This window comes from Dickeya sp. ws52 (genome assembly GCF_007210685.1).
In the GTDB taxonomy this organism is placed as follows: domain Bacteria; phylum Pseudomonadota; class Gammaproteobacteria; order Enterobacterales; family Enterobacteriaceae; genus Dickeya; species Dickeya chrysanthemi.
This window is the reverse complement of record NZ_SZVX01000015.1, coordinates 88,626-109,270: the sequence shown is the minus strand read 5'-3', so window position 1 is coordinate 109,270 and position 20,645 is coordinate 88,626. Positions and strand designations below refer to the sequence as shown.

The 20,645-nt window shown below is 54.9% G+C and carries 14 protein-coding genes; 9 read left to right on the top strand and 5 right to left on the bottom strand.

Annotated features, from left to right (window positions below; all coding sequences use genetic code 11):
• Positions 1–45 precede the first annotated feature (45 nt).
• From livH to FDP13_RS15295, 5 genes are all read left to right on the top strand, one after another.
• Complete coding sequence (gene livH, locus FDP13_RS15310; protein ID WP_027713527.1) at positions 46–972, top strand: high-affinity branched-chain amino acid ABC transporter permease LivH; 927 nt, start codon at positions 46–48, stop codon at positions 970–972.
• Positions 969–2,243, top strand: a complete 1,275-nt coding sequence (locus tag FDP13_RS15305) for a high-affinity branched-chain amino acid ABC transporter permease LivM (protein WP_143839833.1) — start codon at positions 969–971, stop codon at positions 2,241–2,243. The genes livH and FDP13_RS15305 overlap by 4 nt, the downstream gene beginning before the upstream one ends.
• A complete protein-coding gene (livG, locus tag FDP13_RS21695) occupies positions 2,240–3,010 on the top strand; it encodes a high-affinity branched-chain amino acid ABC transporter ATP-binding protein LivG (RefSeq protein ID WP_199886344.1) in 771 nt (256 codons plus the stop codon). Before FDP13_RS15305 ends, livG begins: the two co-directional genes overlap by 4 nt.
• 6 nt (positions 3,011–3,016) lie before the next feature.
• Positions 3,017–3,718 carry a high-affinity branched-chain amino acid ABC transporter ATP-binding protein LivF gene (gene livF, locus FDP13_RS21690; protein ID WP_015848347.1) on the top strand — a complete coding sequence of 234 codons (702 nt, stop codon included), beginning with the start codon at positions 3,017–3,019 and terminating at the stop codon, positions 3,716–3,718.
• A gap of 85 nt (positions 3,719–3,803) precedes the next feature.
• Positions 3,804–4,988, top strand: a complete 1,185-nt coding sequence (locus FDP13_RS15295; protein WP_027713524.1) for a PLP-dependent aminotransferase family protein — start codon at positions 3,804–3,806, stop codon at positions 4,986–4,988.
• Between the two features lie 79 nt (positions 4,989–5,067).
• Here the strand turns inward: FDP13_RS15295 and FDP13_RS15290 are convergent, their stop codons facing one another.
• Positions 5,068–6,705: a methyl-accepting chemotaxis protein gene (locus FDP13_RS15290; RefSeq protein ID WP_143839832.1), complete on the bottom strand. Its 1,638-nt coding sequence runs from the start codon at positions 6,703–6,705 to the stop codon at positions 5,068–5,070.
• Between the two features lie 693 nt (positions 6,706–7,398).
• Between FDP13_RS15290 and FDP13_RS15285 the strand changes: the two genes are divergently transcribed.
• Entirely contained in the window at positions 7,399–8,304 is a 906-nt protein-coding gene (locus FDP13_RS15285) for a cell envelope biogenesis protein TolA (RefSeq protein WP_143839831.1), read from the top strand.
• Positions 8,305–8,403: 99 nt separating this feature from the next.
• Here FDP13_RS15285 and FDP13_RS15280 read toward each other — a convergent pair whose 3' ends face one another.
• From FDP13_RS15280 to FDP13_RS15265, 4 genes are all read right to left on the bottom strand, one after another.
• Complete coding sequence (locus FDP13_RS15280; protein ID WP_143839842.1) at positions 8,404–10,029, bottom strand: methyl-accepting chemotaxis protein; 1,626 nt, start codon at positions 10,027–10,029, stop codon at positions 8,404–8,406.
• A 427-nt stretch (positions 10,030–10,456) separates the two neighbouring features.
• The gene (locus tag FDP13_RS15275) at positions 10,457–12,085 is read right to left on the bottom strand and encodes a methyl-accepting chemotaxis protein (protein WP_143839830.1); all 1,629 of its coding nucleotides are present in this window, start codon (positions 12,083–12,085) and stop codon (positions 10,457–10,459) included.
• Positions 12,086–12,752: 667 nt separating this feature from the next.
• Positions 12,753–14,432, bottom strand: a complete 1,680-nt coding sequence (locus FDP13_RS15270) for a methyl-accepting chemotaxis protein (RefSeq protein ID WP_143839829.1) — start codon at positions 14,430–14,432, stop codon at positions 12,753–12,755.
• A 569-nt stretch (positions 14,433–15,001) separates the two neighbouring features.
• Positions 15,002–16,687: a methyl-accepting chemotaxis protein gene (locus FDP13_RS15265; protein WP_143839828.1), complete on the bottom strand. Its 1,686-nt coding sequence runs from the start codon at positions 16,685–16,687 to the stop codon at positions 15,002–15,004.
• Between the two features lie 781 nt (positions 16,688–17,468).
• Here FDP13_RS15265 and ugpB point away from each other — a divergent pair.
• From ugpB to ugpE, 3 genes are all read left to right on the top strand, one after another.
• Positions 17,469–18,788, top strand: coding sequence for a sn-glycerol-3-phosphate ABC transporter substrate-binding protein UgpB (ugpB, locus tag FDP13_RS15260; protein WP_143839827.1), 1,320 nt, complete (start codon positions 17,469–17,471; stop codon positions 18,786–18,788).
• A gap of 88 nt (positions 18,789–18,876) precedes the next feature.
• Entirely contained in the window at positions 18,877–19,764 is an 888-nt protein-coding gene (gene ugpA / locus FDP13_RS15255; protein WP_015848336.1) for a sn-glycerol-3-phosphate ABC transporter permease UgpA, read from the top strand.
• A gap of 26 nt (positions 19,765–19,790) precedes the next feature.
• Positions 19,791–20,639 (top strand): sn-glycerol-3-phosphate ABC transporter permease UgpE, encoded by an 849-nt coding sequence (gene ugpE / locus FDP13_RS15250; protein WP_143839826.1) that lies wholly within the window; start codon positions 19,791–19,793, stop codon positions 20,637–20,639.
• Positions 20,640–20,645 lie beyond the last annotated feature (6 nt).

Here is a 20,645-nt window from a genome sequence, read left to right as displayed (position 1 = left end):
CCCCCTCAGCCGTCAGGCTGCGGGGGCAATATCTAAGGTTAAGGTATGTCCGAGCAGTTCCTCTATTTCCTTCAGCAGATGTTCAACGGCGTAACGTTGGGCAGCACTTATGCGCTGATCGCCATTGGCTACACCATGGTTTACGGCATTATCGGCATGATTAACTTCGCCCACGGCGAGGTCTACATGATCGGTAGCTATGTTTCTTTTATCGTGATTGCCGCGCTGATGATGATGGGCATCGACGCCGGCTGGCTGTTGATTAGCGTCGCGTTCATCGCGGCGGTGGTGATCTCCAGCGCCTATGGCTGGAGCATCGAACGCGTCGCCTACAAGCCGGTGCGTAATTCCAAGCGGTTGATCGCGCTGATTTCCGCCATCGGTATGTCGATTTTCCTGCAGAACTACGTCAGCCTGACGCAAGGGTCGCGCGACGTGGCGTTGCCGAGCCTGATCCACGGCCAGTGGGTATTGGGTGAAAGCAACGGCTTCGCCGCCACGCTCTCTTCCATGCAGCTCACCATCTGGGTAGTCACCTTCCTGGCGATGCTGGCGCTGACGCTGTTTATCCGTTACTCCCGCATGGGGCGCGCCTGCCGCGCTTGCGCGGAAGACCTGAAAATGGCCAGCCTGCTGGGCATCAGCACTGATCGAGTGATTTCGCTGACTTTCGTCATCGGCGCCGTGATGGCGGCGGTGGCCGGGGTACTGCTGGGCCAGTTCTATGGCGTGATTAACCCCTATATCGGTTTCATGGCCGGTATGAAAGCGTTTACCGCTGCGGTGCTGGGTGGTATCGGCAGTATTCCGGGGGCGATGATCGGCGGTCTGATTCTGGGGATTGCCGAGTCGCTGACCTCCGCCTACCTCAGTACCGAATATAAAGATGTGGTTTCCTTCGCGCTGTTGATTGGGGTGCTGTTGGTGATGCCGACCGGGATTCTGGGCCGTCCGGAGGTGGAGAAAGTATGAAACTGCACACGCTGGTTAATGCCGTGGTCTCGGCGCTGGTACTGCTGGTGCTGGCCACGTTCGTGATGGGGATGCAACTGAGTCTGGATGGGACCCGGCTGGTGGTGCACGGCGCGGAAAAAGTACGCTGGATGTGGATTATCGCCGCCTGCGCGCTGGTATTCCTGTTTCAACTGCTGCGTCCGGCGCTGGCGCAAGGGGCAAAGAAAGTCTCCGGACCCGGTTTTGTGCTGCCGAGTTTTGACGGCAGTACGCCGCGACAGAAACTGCTGGCGCTGGCGTTGGTTATCGTTGCGGTAGTCTGGCCGTTCGTGGTGTCGCGCGGTACGGTGGATATCGCCACGCTGACGATGATTTACATCATTCTGGGCCTTGGCCTGAACGTGGTGGTGGGGTTGTCCGGTCTGCTGGTGCTGGGATACGGCGGCTTCTACGCTATCGGCGCTTACACCTACGCGCTGTTGAGCCACTACTATGGCCTTGGCTTCTGGCAGTGTCTGCCGCTGGCGGGCCTGACGGCGGCGCTGTCCGGTTTCCTGCTGGGGTTCCCGGTGCTGCGCTTGCGCGGCGACTATCTGGCGATAGTCACCCTCGGGTTTGGCGAAATCGTGCGTATTCTGCTGCTGAATAACACCGGTTTTACCGGTGGGCCGAACGGTATCAGCCAGATTCCCAAGCCGACGTTCTTCGGGCTGGAGTTTAACCGTGCCCCGCGCGAAGGCGGCTGGGATACCTTTCACCATTTCTTTGGCCTGAACTATGACCCGAGCGACCGCATCATTTTCCTGTACATGGTGGCGTTGTTGCTGGTGATGCTGACGCTGTTCGTCATCAACCGTTTGCTGCGTATGCCGCTGGGCCGTGCCTGGGAAGCGCTGCGTGAAGACGAAATCGCTTGCCGTTCGCTAGGTCTGAGCCCCACCAAAATCAAGCTGACCGCGTTTACCATCAGCGCCGCGTTCGCCGGTTTCGCCGGTACGCTGTTCGCCGCCCGTCAGGGGTTCGTCAGCCCGGAATCCTTCACCTTTGTGGAGTCGGCTTTTGTGCTGGCGATTGTGGTACTGGGCGGAATGGGCTCGCAGTTTGCGGTGATTCTGGCGGCCATTCTGCTGGTGGTATCGCGTGAGTTGATGCGTGACCTGAACGAATACAGCATGTTGCTGCTGGGCGCCCTGATGGTACTGATGATGATTTGGCGTCCACAGGGGCTGCTGCCGATGAAGCGTACGCAGATCAAGTTGCAGGTTGAGAAGAAGGAAGAGCAGGCATGAGTACGCAGCCATTATTGTCGGTCCGGGGCCTGATGATGCGCTTCGGCGGCCTGCTGGCGGTCAACAACGTCGAGCTGGATTTGCACCAGGGCGAGGTAGTGTCGCTGATCGGCCCCAACGGCGCGGGTAAAACCACGGTATTCAACTGCCTGACCGGTTTCTACCGCCCCACCGGCGGCACCATTTTGCTGCGCTCCCAGCATCTGGAAGGCTTGCCGGGACAGCAAATAGCCCGCATGGGCGTAGTGCGTACCTTCCAGCACGTGCGATTGTTCCGTGAAATGACGGTGATTGAGAACCTGCTGGTGGCGCAACATCAGCACCTCAAGAGCGGTGTGTTCGCCGGCCTGTTAAAAACGCCGGGCTTTCGCCGCGCCGAAGCCGATGCCCGGCAGCGCGCCGCCGTCTGGCTGGAACGGGTGGGTTTGCTCGAGCTGGCGAACCGTCAGGCGGGGAATCTGGCGTATGGTCAGCAGCGTCGGTTGGAGATCGCCCGCTGCATGGTGACCCGCCCGGAACTGCTGATGCTGGATGAACCGGCCGCCGGTCTGAACCCGAAAGAAACGGAAGAGCTTAACGAGCTGATTATCGACCTGCGCGGCAATCATCAGGTTTCCGTGCTGTTGATTGAGCATGACATGAAGCTGGTGATGGGGATTTCTGACCGGATTTACGTGGTGAACCAAGGTACGCCACTGGCAAACGGTACCCCGGCTGAAATTCGTAACAACCCGGATGTTATCCGTGCATATCTGGGTGAAGGATAAAACGTTATGTTGTCATTGAATCAGGTTTCTGCGCACTACGGCAAAATTCAGGCGTTGCATCAGGTCAGCTTGCATATTAATCAGGGTGAGATCGTGACGCTGATTGGTGCCAACGGTGCCGGTAAAACCACCCTGTTGGGCACACTGTGCGGTGAGCCGCGTGCCTCGCAAGGGTCTATCGTGTTCGACGGCAAAGATATTACCGACTGGCAGACGGCGCGCATTATGCGTGAAGCCATCGCTATCGTGCCGGAAGGCCGCCGGGTATTTTCCCGCATGACGGTAGAAGAGAATCTGGCGATGGGCGGGTTCTTCGCCAGCCGCGAACAGTATCAGGAACGCATTGCGCGCGTGTACGACTTGTTCCCGCGGTTGTATGAACGCCGTGCCCAGCGCGCCGGCACGATGTCCGGCGGCGAACAGCAAATGCTGGCTATCGGCCGTGCGCTGATGAGCCAGCCGCGCTTGCTGCTGCTGGACGAACCCTCGTTGGGGCTGGCGCCGATCATCATTTTGCAGATTTTCGACACCATCCAGCAGTTGCGTGAAGAAGGCATGACCATCTTTCTGGTGGAGCAGAATGCTAATCAGGCGCTGCGCCTGGCCGATCGCGGCTACGTGCTGGAGAACGGTCGCGTGGTGCTGGAAGACACCGGTGATGCTTTGTTAGCTAACGAAGCCGTGCGTTCGGCCTACCTTGGCGGTTAAACTGCTCACGTGAGACACCTTACCGGGCCGGGTTTCACCGGCCCGTTTTTCTATCATTTTTTCAAAAAAATAAGTGAGATTCGACATGTCAACGGATGGGTTACTGGCGCAGCGCATGGCGCGCCTGAAAAGCTCCGCGATTCGTGAATTGCTCAAGCACAGCAAAATGGACGGCGTGATTTCGTTGGCGGGCGGCATTCCTTCTGATGCGTTGTTTGATTTCCAGGGACTGAATGAAGCGACCCAGTTGGCGATTACCGAGCAGCCGAAATCGGCGTTTCAGTATGGCCTGACCGAAGGCAGCCCGCTGCTGCGCGAGCGTATCGCCGAGTTGTGCGCGCTGCGTGGCGTGCTCACGCAGGCGCAGGACATCGTGGTGACGGCCGGTTCCCAGCAGGCGCTGGATCTGGTGATGCGCGCCACCACCAATCCGCAGGATATTTTTGTGGTAGAGCGCCCGACCTATCTGGCGGCGCTGCAAACGCTGGAACTGGCGGAAGCGCAGGTGATGTCGGTGTCGTCCGACGAAAACGGCATGGTGGTGGACGAGTTGGCTACCCTGCTGGAAACCACGCGCATCAAGGGCGTCTATCTGGTGCCGAACTTCGGTAACCCGAGCGGCGTGACCCTGAGCGAGGCGCGTCGCCGTCAATTGGTGGCGTTGGCCGCCCGCCACGATTTTCTGATCGTGGAAGACGACCCGTACGGTGAACTGCGCTTCACCGAAGAACGCCACGCCACCCTTTATCAACTGGCGAAAGAGGCCGGGCACGCCGACCGTGTGGTCTATACCTCGTCGTTCTCTAAAGTCCTGGCGCCGGGGTTGCGTTTAGGCTGGGCGATTCTGCCGGAATGGTTGCTGCATAAAGTGGCGATCATCAAACAAGCCGCCGACCTGCACGCCAGCTCGTTGTCGCAGACTATCGTCGAATACTACCTGGGAACCGGGCGTTTACCGGCACAGATTGACAAAATTCGTCAGGCTTACCGCCGGAAAGGCGAACTGCTGTCCGAATTGGTGGAGCATGAGCTGGGTGATGTCATCAGCTTCAACCAGCCGAAAGGCGGCATGTTCCTGTGGGCGCGTTTCCGGCAGCCGTTCGATACCACCGCCTGGCTGCAAAAAACGCTGGAGCAAGGGGTGGTGTTCGTGCCCGGCGAGTTCTTCTTCGCCGATAAGCCGGACCAGTCAACGTTGCGCCTGTCGTTCGCTACCGCGACCGAAGAGCAGATGCACGAGGCGGTCGCCCGTCTGCGTCGCGCGTTGTAACCGGATACCTCAAACGATGATGACCGCTGCCGTCTGGCAGCGGTCAGGATGACACTTCCTGCGATGGGACTTGCCGTATTCAGTGCATGATGAACTGATTGCTGTCCATATTGACGACCTGATCCTGCGTGACCATATCGAGTCGCTGGCGGGAAATCATGTCTTCGACGATAAACACTTTAATCAAATCAACCAGATGTGTGGCCTGGCTGCTGAGGCTGTCCGTCGCGGTGGCGGATTCCTGCACCAGTGCGGCGTTTTGATGCGTGACCTGATCAAGCTGGGCGACCGCCGTATTGATTTGCGAAATACCCAGTTGCTGTTCGCTGGTCGAGAGGCTGATTTCATTAATTAAATGAGCAACCTGACGGGTTTGTTCCAGAATGTTGCCCATCGTGCCGCCGGCGTGAGTAACCAGCTCCGCGCCCGCCGCAATTTTTTGTACACTTTCGGTAATCAGGGTGTTGATGTCGTGGGCGGCGCTGGCGGAGTGTTGCGCCAGTGAACGTACTTCGCTGGCGACCACGGCAAAGCCTTTCCCTTCTTCTCCCGCCCGTGCCGCTTCCACGCCGGCGTTTAACGCCAGAATGTTGGTTTGAAAGGCAACACTGTTAATGAATTGAATAATATCGACAATTTTTTGGGAACTGCTCCTGATATCGTTCATCATCGTGATGACCTGGCTGAATACCTCATTACCGGTTTGCGCGGTTTGCGTCGCGGTATTGGCCAGGTCGGTGACGTGTTTGACTATCTCAACATTGTGAGTCACCGCATTGCTGATCTGCTCCATTGACGCCGCCGTTTGTTGCAAACTGGCGGCTTGCTCCTCGGTGCGTTGGCTCAAATCACTGGTGCCACTAGCGATTTCATTCGAACCCAGCGCGATGGAGTAGCTGCTCTGGCGCACCTGATCAACGATGTGGCATAAATTCTGGCGCATCACCTCAATGGCGGCCAGCACGCTGCGGGTGTCGTTTTCTTTCAGTGCGATGTTGATGGCCAGATTGCCCTGCGCGATTTGCTGTGCGATATACGCCGCTTCAGCCGGTTCGCCGCCGAGCTTACCTTTTACCTGTCGGGTAATGAACCAGGCGATCAGGCTGCCTAATACCAGCGCCATAATGGTCAACGCAAACATCATGCTGCCGGAGTCGCTGGCAAGTTGTACCGAATTGGCCGAGAGATCGTTGGTGCTGTTTTTCTGGTAGGTGATGATATCGTCAATCGCCTTCATCAGTTTCACCTGTGAGGGCTGAAATTCGTTAAGAATGGTGCTTTTCGCCTCGTCATCACGATTGGCGAGGCCAAGCTCAATCACTTTTTTCAGGGCGTTGATCGCTTCTGGTCGCGCATCTTCCAGGTTTTTTAACAATGCTTTGGCTGCGGGGGATACCGTCAACTCGTTGTAGCGCTGAAGCAGTGCGGTACTTTTGGCGACCGCGTCATCAATTCGCTGTTTTTCCACCTGCATGTGGGCCGAATCAGACGACAGCACGAGATCACGAGCCGCGTTAGAAACGGTCATGATGTTGCTTTGATAAGCCTGCATCATAATCAGTTTTGGCACCCGATTGTCAGACAAATCTTTGATATTGCTGCTTAACTGCCAAAGCTGTATGCGGCCGAATCCCGCAACGATAAAGCCAATCAGTATGACGATGGCGAAACTGGAAGCGAGCATGGTGCTCAATTTCATGTTATTGAGAATGTGCATAATATCCCCTGCCTGTGTGATGCAACGGTCTTAGCCAGAATGAGGGTATATGACGGCCGTGTTGATCGTGCAGATGCCGGCATACCCGTTAACGTCCACCATGTTTTTTCATACAGGCATCGAGCGGATACCCGATATTTCAGAGAAAACACTCCCTGGAGCCATGGTCCATTGAATGGCTCTAAGTGTCAGAAATAGAGTGTTACCCGTGATAAAAACACGGTTACATCGCTTGCTGTCTCGCTTGTTGAATAAGCGTTTGCACTGGTGTCGAGCCGTCACATGCATAACTACACGATGGAGGGCAGAAAAGTGTGGGGAGCAGCGTAAGTGCCATCCTGATGGGTGCCGTTGGGCTAAATATTCCTTCCATGATGATTGTTTCTTCAGCTGATGGTTTAACTATGTGTGGAGAATTACGTTTTGTCTAATCGCAAATTTTTGTATGGCCGAGGGAGAGATACCTGCCTGGGTTGTCTGTAAAAATACCTTCGGTACTTTAATTTTAATATCAATCGATTAAGTGGGTTTTGGCGACGTTTGACCGGTTGTGAATCCATTGGGTCTAAAGACGTCGGGTGCGGTGCCGTTATGTTTCAATATATGTCAGAAAAATTCTGCCTGAGGGTGTCTGATGGCGCCCATGCTTAATTTTTACTGATGGATCATGACAGACACGGCACAGGACTTCGCATGACATCTCCCATTTCTTTCAACCGTACTGTTGCGGGCTCGTCAGCGCCCTATACAGGAACCGATAGTGACGCTGGCTCGGCGCAGGCCGGCACCGAAGCCGATACATCCCGCGAGCAGCAGTCGCTCACCTCTGTGCTGGTGCAATTCAGCGACGAGGTGCGTAAACGTATTGATGCCGCGATGCGGATTAATATGAGCAAACTCGACAATGCCGACCAGGATTTGGCGCGCGGGCGGATTGAGCAAATCAAGCGACGTATCCAGATGCTGAAGATGATGCTGCTGTCGCTGGCCGGTCAGGCGGTGCCGCCCGGTATCATGCGCGAAATCCGCCAGTTGGCCAGAGAGCTGGGTCAGGCGGCGAACACATTGAACGAAGGCGGCGGGGGCGGTATGGCGGCGGCCGTTACGGCAGGCGGGGCGGGAGGCGAAAATGCCTCAGGCGTTGCAGCAGGAAACGACGGCGATACCGCTGGGCTTTCCGGCGCGATGGCCGATGCCGCGGTGAGTGATAATACTTCCGCCGGACCCGATAGCGGGGAAGATGCCGGCGGTGCGTCGCCGGCGGCAAAAAACGGTGACGACGCCTCAGTGCAGGAAGCGCAGCACTGGCAGAATGTGGCGGCGGCGCTCAGTGAGCGGGGGAGCGGTACGTCACAGCGCCGGGAGGACGCAAAATCGGTGCAGGATGCCGTGCGCGAGCTGAAATCGCTGCTTGCGATGGTAAAAAGTGCAGTCAGAAACGGCGACCAGGAAGCCCAGAAGTACATGCAGGCGATCAACCAGGCGCTTGCCGATACCGAGAAGACGGCCCAGGAGATGAGCATGACGCAAGGAGCAGACATCAGCATTGACCTGACGGTTAGCGCCGCAGGCCAGATATCGATTGATGTGCAGGTTTAATTAATGGTCAGACTGTTGCTACGTGCGCGCAATGATGCGGGGAGTCGGCATGTTTTCCGCCTCCCCGATGATGCGGTCAACATGCCGCTTCTGCGGTGGTTAGTGCGACGCCAACGCCAGGCGCAAGGTGCCGTTGTTATGCGGTGCGCGCTGAGTCTGGCCAGCATGGCCGGCGAGGATGAACACATTCATCAACTGCACCAGATGACTGGCCTGGGCGTTCAGACTGTCGGCGGCGCTGGCTGATTGTTCCACCAGCGCGGCGTTCTGCTGGGTGACTTGATCGAGCTGGCTGACGGCTTGATGGATCTGGCCGATGCCGGATTCCTGTTCGCTGGTGGTGACGCCTATCTGCCTGATCAGGTCAGCGACGTGGCGAGCCTGAGCAACAATCTCCTGCATGGTGACGCCGGCATGGCCGACACGCTGCGAGCCGCTTTCCACTTTTTCCATACTTTCGGTGATCAGTTCTTTGATTTCTCTGGCGGCAGAGGCGGAGCGCTGCGCCAGCGAACGCACTTCTCCGGCTACCACCGCGAAGCCTCGGCCCTGTTCGCCGGCACGAGCGGCTTCCACCGCCGCATTCAGCGCCAGAATGTTGGTTTGAAAGGCGATGCCGTCGATCACGCTGATAATATCGCCGATTTTCCGCGAACTGTTGGTGATCTCTTCCATGGTGTGGATAACGGCGCTCACCACATCACTGCCTTTAGCGGCGGTCTGGCTGGCGGTGGTGGCGAGCTGGGCGGCTTCACGCACCGTTTCACCGTTCTGGCGGATGGTCTGGCTAATCTGCTCCATCGACGCGGCGGTTTGTTGCAGACTAGCGGCCTGCTCTTCCGTGCGCTGGCTGAGATCGGCATTCCCGATAGCGATTTGCTGCGAACCGGTGGCGATGGATTCGCTGCTCTGACGTACCTGATTGACGATATGGCTGAGGCTGTCGCGCATGATGCGCATCGCGGCCAGCAGGCTATTGCGATCATCGGTTTGCAGCGCGACATCCACCGATAAATCACCCTGCGCGACCTGCTGGGCGATATGTGAAGCATAGGCTGGCTCGCCGCCCAGCAACGTCTTGACCCGGCGGGTAATCAGCCAGGCGACGACCACAGCCAGCAGTGCGCTGATGGCGGTGACAATCAATAGCAGGGTGCCGGCATCGCGAGCATCGTCCATGAAACGCTGGGACATGGCAACAGTATCATTCTTGTGTTCGGTGATCATGGTGTCCATCGCGTTGAACAGCGTCGTTTGCGTCGTCAGCAGGTCGCCCAGAATCAACGTGCGAGCCTGTTCCTGCTGGCCGGCGAGACTCAAGTCCATGACTTTTCGCACCGCAGCGGAATAGGGCGGACGCGCCTGATTGATCTGCGCCAGCAATTCACGTGACTTTTTCAGCTTCAGTTTTTCATCCAGCAACTGGAGCAACGTATTGTTGCGGTCGATCAACTGTTCGAGTTCGTGTTTTCCCTGAGCGAGGTGGGCCGCGTCGGTTTGTATCGCGCTTTCCCGAATAATGCGGGCCGCCGCATTGAGATTGTCTTTAATATCCTGCATGGCAATCAGGTTATTCAGGCGAATATTGGACAGGTAATCCAGATTATTGCCCACATGAATCAGCTGGCTGCGCCCGAAAATCGCGACGATAAAACCGATCAGAATCACCAGTATAAAACCGGAGCCGAGCATAGCGCCGAGCTTCATATTTTTTAGTATCTGCATCATGTGCCTTTTCTATTTAAGTATTGCCGTCATGAGTAGTTTCGCATCCCTGGTGTGAGGCGAACTGTGTGTATGGGTTAATGATGGGCGCCGGCAGCAAGCCACCACCGAAACAGCCCATCAGGAGTTGATCTCAACCTGTTATCGTTACGTGAAGAAATGATTTTTTAGTTAATTAACTTTTTAACAAAATATATGCATCCCGTTTACCGTAATAACGAGCGAAATATACAGTAGGCTATTGATTACATGATAAAAAATCATCCGATAAAGCAGTTAGCATTGTTAATCATTATGGAGCGATTGGCGCGTATGCATGGATAAATCATGGCGCCTGCGATGTGGTACATGACGGGTATACAAGGGGAATGGGAGTCCGTTTCCGCTTCCCCGACGTATTAATCAGATTGACGTGTTATTCGGCAAATTAGTGCGACGCAAACGCCAGCCGTAAATCAGTATTGGCATGATATGTCACGTGCTCATTTTGCCGGCGATGTTCTTCAACCACGAACACATTCATCAACTGCACCAGATGGCTGGCCTGAGCACTCAGGCTGTCGGCGGCGCTGGCGGATTGTTCCACCAGCGCGGCGTTCTGCTGGGTGACTTGATCGAGCTGGTTCACCGCCTGGTTAATTTGTGAAATACCGGATTCTTGCTCGGTTGTCGTGACGCCGATTTCCTTGATCAACTCGGCGACGCGGCGTGCCTGCATCACGATATCATCCATGGTGGTGCCGGCGTTGGCGACCAACTGCGCACCGTTTTCCACTTTTTCCACACTTTCGGTGATCAGTTCCTTGATTTCACGGGCGGCGGAAGCAGAGCGCTGCGCCAGCGAACGGACTTCTCCGGCCACTACCGCGAAGCCGCGGCCCTGTTCACCGGCGCGGGCGGCTTCCACCGCCGCATTCAGCGCCAGAATATTGGTCTGGAAGGCGATGCCGTCGATAACGCTGATAATATCGCCGATTTTGCGCGAGCTGGCGGTAATGCCGTCCATGGTGCGGATGACGTTACCGACGACTTCGCGGCCGTTGGCGGCGGTATCGCTGGCATGGGTGGCAAGCTGGGCGGCTTCACGCACCGTTTCACCGTTCTGGCGGATGGTCTGGCTGATTTGCTCCATCGATGCGGCGGTTTGTTGCAGACTGGCGGCCTGTTCTTCGGTACGGCTGCTCAGATCGGCGTTGCCCATGGCGATTTGTTGCGAACCGGTGGCGATGGATTCGCTGCTCTGACGGACCTGATTGACGATATGGCCGAGGCTGTCGCGCATGGTGCGCATCGCGGCCAACAGGCTGGTATCGTCATCGGTTTTCAGCATCACATGCACAGACAGGTCGCCTTGCGCCACCTGCCGGGCGATATGCGAAGCATAAGCCGGCTCGCCCCCCAGTTGCCCTTTGATTCGGCGTGTAATCAGCCAGGCTACCAGACTGCCGGCGACGGCGATCAACACCGCCAGCGATAACATCAGGATACCGGCGTTTTCGGCTTGTGATTCCGAATCGTCGGCGGTGGCGGCGGTGGCGTTCTTCTGGTAAGCCAGCATACTGTCGATGGCCTTGAACATGCCATCCTGAGCGCGGCGCACCTCGGTGAGGAGCAGGTTTCTTGCCTCGTCGTCTTTATTTTCCATCCCTTTCTCGACCGCCTTTCTGACGGCGTCCTCATAAACAGGGCGGTTTTGGTCTAACTGGGCAATCAGGGCTTTCTGTTCAGGGGTGACGGCCACGTTATGAAGAGTGGCGAGAATGGCGTCGTTTCTGGGGGCCATATTATCAAGCCGTTGTTTCTCTACCGCCATTTGTTGTGGGTCGGCAAGCAATGCAATATTCCTGATAACCCGTGCGGCAATATTCAGGTTGTCTTTATATTCCTGTATGAGTAATAGATTGGTAAGCCGCTCTTTTGAAAGCGTTTGAATATCTACACTAAGTTGACGTAACTGAGATTGACCATAAATCGCGACCAGAAAGCCGATAACGATCACCATTGTGAACCCAGTAGCTAACATCGAACCCAATTTCATTTCTTTTAAAAAACGCATAACGTCACCTTTTTTATATAAGATTTATTTTTTTATCCCTGATGTATACCCGTCAGGCTTCAGATTGCAGGTGCGCCGGCGTATTGCCCGACCATGCGTGGTTTCTCCCTTTTCAGGGCGCGGTACGACGCATTTAACGCAATATCCTTCCTGCTAATCGAATGCGTGTCGGGTATAACTATTGGCTTCCGTAGCGTATTTCAGGCAATAACAAGACCTCTGGCGAAAGTTGCTCCGTCAGGGAATGGTTGGCCTGCAGGCGTGTATTAAACCGTTAATGTGCTAATTGATTAAGAGTGCTAATTAAGACGAGAAATAGATAACAAATTGTATTCGGGTATTTTAATTACCTGAAATGAATGCTCTTCCTGAACAAATTGCAGTATGTCGGCTTTTTGCTGACTTGTCGATAAAATGTAATGAAACTTTTTCTTATTGTTTAATGGTTTTTTAATTAGTGTAATTAGATTCATTTTATTAATGAAAGTTACAAAAAATAAATAGGCGGTTAAAAGGCATAATATTTGTGGTGGTATACCCAAAATAATTCGTCAACCGATGCGTTGACGGCTTTCTGATGTTTTCCTGCGGCGGTGGATGCGTTAGCGGCGAAGGGAATAAAAAAACCGCCACGTTGTCGTGGCGGTTGGTGGGGGATGACGAAACGTCAGAATTGTTCCCAGTCGTTGTTATTGGCGTTGCTGGCCAGCGCGGCTCTGGGTGCCACGGCGGGTTTTTTCAAGGCGGGTGCCGGGCGACTCTGCCGACGAGGCGGCGGTGTTGCCGACGTGTGCCCAATGGTGAATACGCCCATCAGTTCCACCAGTTTTTCGGCCTGCTCGCTCAGGCTGTCGGCCGCACTGGCAGACTCTTCAACCAGCGCGGCGTTTTGCTGGGTGATGCTGTCCATTTGGGTAATCGCCTGATTGATTTGCGAAATGCCCGATTCCTGTTCCTGGGTGGTGACGCCGATTTCGCTAATCAAATCGGCAACATGCTGTGCCTGGGTGACGATATCGGACATAGTTTCACCGGCATGTCCTACCAACCTGGAGCCGCTTTCCACTTTTTCCATGCTGGTGGTGATGAGTTCTTTAATTTCGCGCGCTGCAGACGCAGAACGTTGCGCCAGTGAGCGTACTTCACCAGCGACGACGGCGAAACCGCGGCCCTGTTCGCCGGCGCGGGCGGCTTCCACCGCGGCATTGAGCGCCAGAATATTGGTCTGGAAGGCGATGCCGTCAATCACGGTAATGATGTCGCCAATCTTGCGGGAACTGGTGCTGATGTCGTCCATGGTATTGATAACATTGTTTACCACGTCGTTGCCTTTCGTCGCCGTCTGGCTGGCGGCGGTGGCGAGCTGAGCCGCTTCGCGCACCGTGTCGCCATTCTGGCGGATAGTCTGGCTGATTTGCTCCATCGAGGCGGCGGTTTCCTGCACGCTGGCGGCCTGTTCTTCGGTGCGACGGCTCAGGTCGTTGCTGCCGATAGCAATTTCGCGCGAGCCGGTGGAAATAGACGAACTGCTGTCATGTACCTGCTGCACAATTCCGCGCAGCCTGGCGCGCATATCCTCCATAACAGCCAGCAGGCTGGAGCTATCGCCCGCTTGCAGCTCGACGTTGATGACCAGGTTACCGCCGGCAATTTGACGCGCGATATCGGAAGCGTATGCCGGTTCACCGCCCAGCAGTTTTTTGATGCGGCGGGTAATCGCCCAGGCGATCGCAATACCCAGTACGGTAGATAGGCCGGTGAGTATCAGCATCAGGACGCCGGCGAAATTGGCAGACTGGCCGGCATCGTCAGCTGAGCGGCGGGTGTCGCTTTTCTGGTAACTCACCATATCACCGATGGCTTTGAAGTAATTTTCCTGCGCGGGTCTCACTTCATTCATGATGACGGCTTTGGCTTCATCCAGCTTATTTTCCTGGCTGAATGCCATCGCTTTTTGTGTGGCGGCCAGACTGGCGGGCCGAACTTGATTGATGCCATCAAATAACGCTTTTTCTTTTGGCGAATTCGCCAGTTCACCTATGCGTTTAATAATGTCGCCGTTTCGCGCAATGGTTTTGGTAATCAGTTGTTTTTCCTGAACCACCTGGTCCGGTGCGGTAAACAGCGTCAGGTTGCGTACCGAAATGGCGAGGATGTTCAGGTTATCTTTCAGTTCCTGCACCAGCAATAACCCTTCCAGTTGGTCATTAGCCAACGTATTGATATTGCTGCTTTGTTGCCGTAATTGCAGTTGACCATACCCAGAGACAAAAAAGCTGATGACCAGCACGATGGCGAAACCGGCGCCAAGCATGGTGGCAAGTTTCATGTTCTTCAGAATACTCATGGATTATCCCCCGAATGTTATGTTTCATCACAACAAACCTGTGCTTATATCCCTGTTATTTCTCGATTGCCGGTGCATTGTTTGCTTTCCCGCTAGTCGAATTATTGAGGGTGTAAATACGGGCATTAAAAATGCCAGGTTATTTGTGATGTCGGGAATTAATCTAATCGATGAATCTTTGTTATATCTTAAGAACTAAAAAAATTACCTGATTGTGATTTTTTATTTTTTTGTTTTTTATTATCAATGCATTGCCGTTGGTTTTTTATTATCTCGAATAACGATTATTAATAATAGTTATGTGCGTTATTTTATATTGGTTAACGACTTTTAAACCGTGAAGGGGATTTTTCAAAAAAAAGCGTGTTTATACCCAAAATAATTCGAGTTGCAGGAAGGCGGCAAGAGAGAGAATCCCGATGAGCTTACTCAGGTAAGTGATTCGGGTGAACGAACGCAGCCAACGCACCTGCAACTTGAAGTATGACGGGTATAAGTTGAAATAAGACGGGTGACGAGCGGTGTGTGTTAAGAGAATACCGCCACGTTGCCGTGGCGGTGAGGTGAATTTAGAACTGTTCCCAGTTACTGCCGCCGCCGGCGTCGTTCGCCAACGCCAGCCTGGACGGCATCGATTTTTTCGGTGCGATCCCTGGTCTTTGTAGAGTGGGTGGCTGGTGATTAACCGTATGCTGGGTCGTGAAGACGCTCATGAGTTCCACCAGTTTTGCCGCCTGATCGCTCAGGCTGTCGGCGGCGCTGGCCGATTCTTCCACCAGCGCAGCGTTTTGCTGCGTAACCTGATCAAGCTGGTTTACCGCATCATTAATCTGCGAAATACCGGATTCCTGTTCATGGGTGGTCACGCCGATTTCGCCGATCAAATCCGCCACGTGGCGCGCCTGCTTCACCAGTTCGTCGATGGTGGAACCGGCTTCGCTCACCTGCGCCGATCCTATTTCCACTTTTTCGACGCTGGCAGTAATCAATTCTTTGATTTCTTTGGCGGCGGAGGCGGAGCGTTGCGCCAGATTCCGCACTTCACCCGCTACAACGGCAAAGCCGCGGCCCTGTTCGCCGGCGCGGGCGGCTTCCACCGCGGCGTTGAGCGCCAGAATGTTGGTCTGGAAGGCGATGCCGTCGATAACGCTGATAATGTCGCCAATCTTGTGCGAACTGGCGGAGATATCCTCCATGGTTCGGACGATGTTGCCGACGGCTTCGCCGCCTTTGGCGGCGGTTGAACTGGCTGATTGCGCCAGCGTGGTGGCGGTACGCACGGTATCGCCGTTCTGGCGGATGGTCTGGCTCATTTGTTCCATTGAGGCGGCGGTTTGCTGCAGACTGGCGGCTTGCTCTTCGGTACGTTGGCTCAGGTCGGTACTGCCGGCGGCGATTTCACTGGCGCCGGTCGCAATGGATTCACTGCTCTGGCGCACCTGGGTGACGATTTGCCCCAATTTTTCCCGCATTTCGTTCATGGCCGCCAGCACGCTCTTCGTGTCGCCGTCGCGCAGTTCGACCCGAAAGGCCAGATTACCATCGGAAATTTGCTGCGCCACCGCAGCGGCATAAGCCGGCTCGCCACCCAGTTGTCCTTTAACCGTACGGGTGATAAGCCAGGCGGTCAGCGCGCCGAGTACCGCCGCGGCCAGCGCCAGCGCCAGCATGACCGCGCCATGATCATGGGCGTTCTGCATCGACTCCGACACCACATTCATGGTGATTTTCTTTTGAAAGTCGAGCATGTTGTCCAGCGCGTTGAACACGCCGTTTTGAGCGGTCTGCATGTCATTGAGAATCAGCTCACTCGCCTGACTGCGCTGTTCCGGTTGGGTAGACATCCCCAGCGCGACCGCTTTATTGAAGGCTTGCAGATAAGCCGGGCGCGCCAGCGTCAGTTGATTGAGCTGATCGCGCGTTTCCGGCGTATCCAGCCGTTCCGAGAGTTGTTTCAGCACTTCGGTATTGCGGGCGATCTGCCGGTCGATCTGCTGCTTTTCGCTGGCGATGCGCGAGGTATCGTTACTCAGTGCGATATTGCGCACCAGACGGGAATTGGTATCGAAGCCGGTTTTGGCTTCCTGAATCAGCATCATGTTGGTGAGGGTGGTCGCAGAGAGATGATCGATGTCGTCACCTAACCCCACCAGTTGGGTTCGACCAAATGTCGCTACCAGCAAACCGATCACGATGACCAGGGCGAATCCGGCACTCAGCATGGTGCCCAGCTTCATTTTTTTTAGCGCGTTCATAGATGTCCTTAACGTCGTGTATTCCATGCGTTCATTCGGGACCTCGTCCGGGAGGTAAATAAGATAGTTCTACAGCTGTATAATTTGGATTAGTTCTATTCCATATGAATAATTTTTCGCATTGACCGATTAATCTCCTGTTAATGACGTATAATTTCTAAATAAATAGAAAGATAACGGTTTATGAAATCCGGTAACAAGATTGTTTAAAATCGATAAGTAAATCGATGAAATAACAAGATATAAAATTATCTGTCATTCGGTAACAATATAGATTAAGGAATATAAATTTATTTGTCGAATATAATGTGCGTGCTGTCATAAAAACACCATTTTATGACTTATGGTGATGTTTTTTTGCTTAATTAATCGCTGTTGCTATCAATTACGTTCAAATAAAAACGGTGTTTTAATAATGTTGGAATCCCACTGTAATATCTTCCTGACTGGCCGCCATTTTTCAGGCTATTCCCGCCGCGGCGCCCACTGTTGAATACCGCTTGCTCGGGTATCAACGGCCATGCTCCGGATGCGCACGGCACCAACGGTCCGCCAATGCGCTTTTAATTTAAGATAATGATTTAAATTAATAAAATCATATTTTCAGTACCGTCATCCTCACGTCTCGCCCGTCAGTGCAATCGTATGCATTGTCATCTGGCTGTCATGTCGTAGTTATTTTTCTGTCATCCGGGCGTGTCATGTTACCTGCCGAACATAAAACGCGCTTTTTCGCTCATGGCGCTCACCATGTCGCCCCTCAATGATCTCAGGAGACAGCATGTTTCAGCACGCTATCCGTAAAACCGCCGCCGTCGTCATTATGGCGTTAGCCGCCAGCGCACAGGCGCAGGCGGTTACCGAAATCCCGTTCTGGCATTCGATGGAAGGGGAACTGGGTAAGACCGTTAATTCTCTGGCTGACCGTTTCAACCAGACACACAGCGACGTCAAAATCGTGCCGGTGTACAAAGGCAACTACGAGCAGAGCCTGGCGGCCGGTATTGCGGCGTTCCGCAGCGGCAACGCCCCGGCTATCCTGCAAGTGTATGAAGTCGGCACCGCCACCATGATGGCCAGTAAGGCTATCAAACCGGTATACCAGGTCTTCAAAGACGCCGGTGTGCCGTACGATGAGACGATTTTCGTGCCGACCGTTTCCGGTTACTACACCGATTCCAAAACCGGACACCTGCTGTCTCAGCCGTTCAACAGCTCCACGCCGGTGCTGTATTACAACAAAGACGCCTTTAAAAAAGCCGGGCTGGACCCGGAGCAGCCGCCGAAAACCTGGCAGCAGATGGCCGAGTACACCGCTAAACTGCGCGCATCCGGCATGAAGTGCGGCTACGCCAGCGGCTGGCAGGGTTGGATTCAGATTGAAAACTTCAGCGCCTGGCACGGCCTGCCGATCGCCACCCAAAACAACGGTTTCGACGGTTTTGATGCGGTACTGGAGTTCAATAAGCCGGTTCAGGTCAAGCATATTCAGATGCTGGAAGACATGAACAAGAAAGGGGATTTCACCTACTACGGTCGTAAAGACGAACCGACCGAGAAGTTCTATAACGGCGACTGCGCCATGACCACCGCGTCATCCGGTTCGCTGGCGAATATCCGCCAGTACGCCAAATTCAACTACGGCGTAGCGATGATGCCGTATGACGCCGACGTGAAAGGCGCGCCGCAGAACGCTATTATCGGTGGTGCCAGCCTGTGGGTGATGAGCGGTAAAGACGCCGCAACCTATAAAGGTGTCGCGGAGTTCATGCAGTTCCTGTCTACGCCGGAAATCGCCGCCGAGTGGCACCAGAAGACCGGTTATCTGCCGATCACCACCGCCGCTTACGAGCTGACCAAACAGCAGGGCTTCTATGACAAGAACCCCGGTTCCGACATCGCCACCCGTCAGATGCTGAACAAAGACCCGCTGCCGTTCACCAAGGGGTTACGTCTGGGCAATATGCCGCAGATTCGCACCATCGTGGACGAAGAGCTGGAAAGCGTCTGGACCGGCAAAAAGACCCCGCAGCAGGCGCTGGATGCCGCTGTGGAACGCGGTAACGTACTGCTGCGTCGTTTTGAACAGGCGAACAAGTAACTTATTCCGGGCCGAAGGGATTCGGCCATCCCTGTTTTTTCCTGAGAACCCTGTTTTCTGAGAATTCTGTTTTCTGAGAGCCTTGTGCATGACTGCTTCCCGTCCTGTTTTTGGCCGTAGCCTGCTGCCTTACCTGTTGGTGCTGCCGCAACTGGCCATCACGGCGATCTTCTTTCTCTGGCCGGCCGGGCAGGCGCTCTGGTATTCGGTGCAGAGCGTTGACCCGTTCGGCCTTTCCAGTCAGTTCGTCGGGCTGGATAACTTCACCAATCTATTCCAGGACAGCTATTACCTTGGCTCGTTTTACACCACGCTGTTGTTCAGTTTTCTGGTGGCGGCCTCGGGGTTGTTGCTGTCGTTGTTTCTGGCCGCGCTGGTGGATTACACCCTGCGCTTTAGCCGCCTGTACCAGACGTTGCTGATTCTGCCTTACGCGGTGGCGCCCGCCGTGGCGGCGGTGCTGTGGATGTTTCTGTTCAACCCCGGTCTGGGGCTGATTACCTGGCTATTGCACCAGTGGGATTACGACTGGAACCACGCGCAACACAGCGGTCAGGCGATGTTTCTGGTGGTGCTGGCGTCGGTCTGGAAGCAAATCAGCTATAACTTCCTGTTTTTCCTCGCCGCGTTGCAGTCTATTCCCCGTTCGTTGATCGAAGCGGCGGCGATTGACGGCGCCGGCCCGGTGCGCCGTTTTTTCAATTTGGTGCTGCCGCTGATTTCACCGGTGAGTTTTTTCCTGCTGGTGGTCAATCTGACTTACGCCTTCTTCGACACCTTCCCGGTGATCGACGCCGCCACCGGCGGCGGACCGGTTCAGGCCACCACCACGCTTATTTATAAAATCTACCGTGAAGGGTTCGCCGGTCTTGACCTCTCCAGCTCGGCGGCGCAGTCGGTGGTGCTGATGCTGGTGGTCACCGTACTGACGGTGATTCAGTTCCGTTTTGTCGAGCGTAAGGTGAACTATCAATGAGCCGGTTTGCAATCGCAGGGAGCCGCATGATTGAAAATCGCCGCGGGCTGGATTTCTTCAGCCACACCATGCTGGCGGTCGCTATTCTGGTGGTGCTGTTCCCGCTGTATGTGGCGTTCGTCGCCGCCACCCTGAGCCAGGAGCAGATGTCGCAGGTGCCGATGCAGCTTATCCCCGGCGGGCACCTGTGGGAAAACATGACCTATATCTGGCGGCACGGCGTGGGCGACAACAACAGCGCGCCGTTCGGCCTGATGCTGTTTAACAGCTTTGTGATGGCGCTTACGATCACCGTCGGCAAAATCAGCGTGTCGATGCTGTCGGCCTACGCCATCGTCTATTTCCGTTTTCCGTGCCGGAACCTGTTTTTCTGGATGATCTTTTCCACCCTGATGTTGCCGGTGGAAGTGCGTATTTTCCCAACGGTTGAGGTGATTTCGCACCTCAACATGACCAATAGTTATGTCGGGCTGACGTTGCCGGCCATGGCGTCCGCCACCGCCACATTTCTGTTCCGCCAGTTCTTCATGACGCTGCCGGACGAACTGCTGGAGGCGGCGCGTATCGATGGCGCCGGCCCGATGCGCTTTTTCTTCGACATGGTGCTGCCGCTGTCTAAAACCAATCTGGCGGCGCTGTTCGTCATCACGTTTATCTACGGCTGGAACCAGTATCTGTGGCCGCTATTGATCGTCAATGACCCTCGTCTGGGGACGGCGGTCGCGGGTATCCAAAGCATGATCGCCACCGGCGATACCGCCACGCCCTGGCATCAGGTGATGGCGGCGATGCTGATGACGATGCTGCCGCCGCTGTTGGTGGTGTTGCTGATGCAACGCTGGTTTGTTCGTGGTCTGGTTGATAGTGAGAAATAGAACCTT